The following is a 2,106-nucleotide window of genomic DNA, read 5'->3' on the forward strand; positions in this document are numbered from 1 at the left end:
GCCGCGGTGACCACGTTCGCCCAGTTCGATGCGGCCATGAGCACCGTGCAGGCCAACACGGGGGCTTCCGCCGCGGAATTGGACAAGCTGCGTCAGGCGGCCATCGACGCGGGCGCGAACACCGTGTACAACGCGCAGGAGGCGGCCGACGCGATCAACGAGCTCGGCAAGGCCGGCATGAGCACCACCGATATTCTCTCCGGCGGTCTTTCCGGAGCGTTGAACCTCGCCGCGTCCGACGGCATGCAGGTATCCGAGGCGGCGGAGCTCATGAGCTCCGCCATGGCCCAGTTCAACCTGACCGGAAAACAGGCCGGCAATGTGGCTGACGCGTTGGCGGCTGGCGCAGGCAAGGCACAAGGTTCGGCCCGTGACTTGGGTTATGCGTTGCAACAGTCCGGCATGGTCGCCAATTCGTTTGGCATCGGCATGACGGAGACCGTGGGCACGCTCACCGCGTTCGCGAACGCAGGCATGATCGGCTCGGACGCTGGCACCAGTCTGAAGACCATGCTCATTTCGCTGGCGAATCCAAGCACCAAGGCGAAGAACCTGATGCAGGAGCTCGGCATCAACGCGTACGACGCGCAAGGCAACTTCATCGGCTTGGCCAATCTCGCCGGCCAATTGCAGGACAAGATGGGCGGGCTCACGCAGGAGCAGCGCAACCAGGCGTTGGCCACCATCTTCGGCTCCGATGCCATCCGCGCAGCCAACGTGCTCTACAACGAGGGCGCGAAGGGCATCGACAAGTGGACGAAGAAGGTCGAGGACTCCGGTTTCGCGGCGCAGCAGGCCGCGGCCAAGAACGATAACCTCAAAGGCGACCTGGAGAACCTGAGCGGCAGTTTCGAAAGCATGCTCATCACCATCGGCAGCGGAGCCAACGGCCCACTACGCTCCCTCGTGCAGACGCTCGACACGGTGGTGGACGCGTTCAGCAGCCTGCCCGCACCCGTCCAGCAGGGTACTGTGCTGCTTGGGGCGGCCGGCGGTGCGGTCGCCGCATTACACAAGCAGTTCGGCCCATTGGCGGAGAGCAGCAGCGCCACCTCGCAGAAACTCGGACTGCTCATAGATCCGATTCAAAGGCTCACCACAGCAGGCCCGCAGCTCAAGGACGGTTTCGTCATGCTGGGAGGCGTGTTCAAGACCACATTCGAATCGCTGAGCTCGGGCACTCCCGTTATCGGCACGTCCACGGCCGCCATGTCCGGTCTCAAAAACATCGGAAGCGGAGTCGTGGACCTACTGGGAGGCCCTTGGGGTATAGCCATGACAGCAGCCGGCGCTGCAATCGGCTATTTCGCCAATAAAGCCGCCGTGGCCAAGCAGGAGACGCAGAACCTCTCCAACGCAATGGAATCCGGTCAGGATGCGGCCACCGCATTGGCGAACGCCATCATCAAAGGCGACTGGGGCAGTGATCTCGGATTCCTGAACTCGTCAAAGGACGTGAAGAACCTCAATGACGCGTTGAAGGCATGCGGAGTCAGCGCCGCCACCTTCAGCCAGGCCGCGGCAGGCAACAAGCAGGCGCTCAAGGAAGTCAACCAGGCACTCAAGGAACATGAGGAAGCCAACGATCGGTGGGTTCACGGCATCAACGTCGGCAAGGCGCAATCCGATCTCATCCGCGACTCCCTGCAAAAAGCCAGTGACCAGATCGGGGCCAACAAGGAGCAGACGAAGGAACTGGCCGACGCCAACGAACAGTTAGGTGAATCAGGCACAGAAGCGGCAGACGGATTGAACCAGACAGCCAATGCCGCCGATGATGCCGCCGACGCGGCTAGCATCCTCGCGAACAACTTCGGAGCCACCACCGACGGCATCAACGAGCAGGCCGCGGCATTGGGCGAGGTCACCGACGCGCTCAGCACCTACTACGGGTTCAGCACGAGCGCTTCGGATGCGTTGATCTCCATGCATGACGCGTTCGACAAGGCCACCAAGGCGGCTCAGGAGAACGGTCAGACTCTTGACCTGAACACGGAGAAGGGTCGCAGCAACCAGAGCGCGTTGAACGATATCGCCGACAGCGCGTTGAAGGCGGCGGAAGCGCAAGCCAAAAACGGCAGCAGCATGGATGAGATCAACGGCACG

General features: G+C 62.3%; 1 protein-coding gene. It reads left to right on the forward strand.

The window, feature by feature from the left end; translation table 11 throughout:
• The coding region (locus Tam1G_RS11445; RefSeq protein WP_101626611.1) for a phage tail tape measure protein at positions 1 to 2,106 on the forward strand (2,106 nt) is incomplete at both ends.

It is taken from the genome of Bifidobacterium imperatoris, from assembly GCF_002860405.1.
GTDB classification, from domain to species: Bacteria; Actinomycetota; Actinomycetes; order Actinomycetales; family Bifidobacteriaceae; genus Bifidobacterium; species Bifidobacterium imperatoris.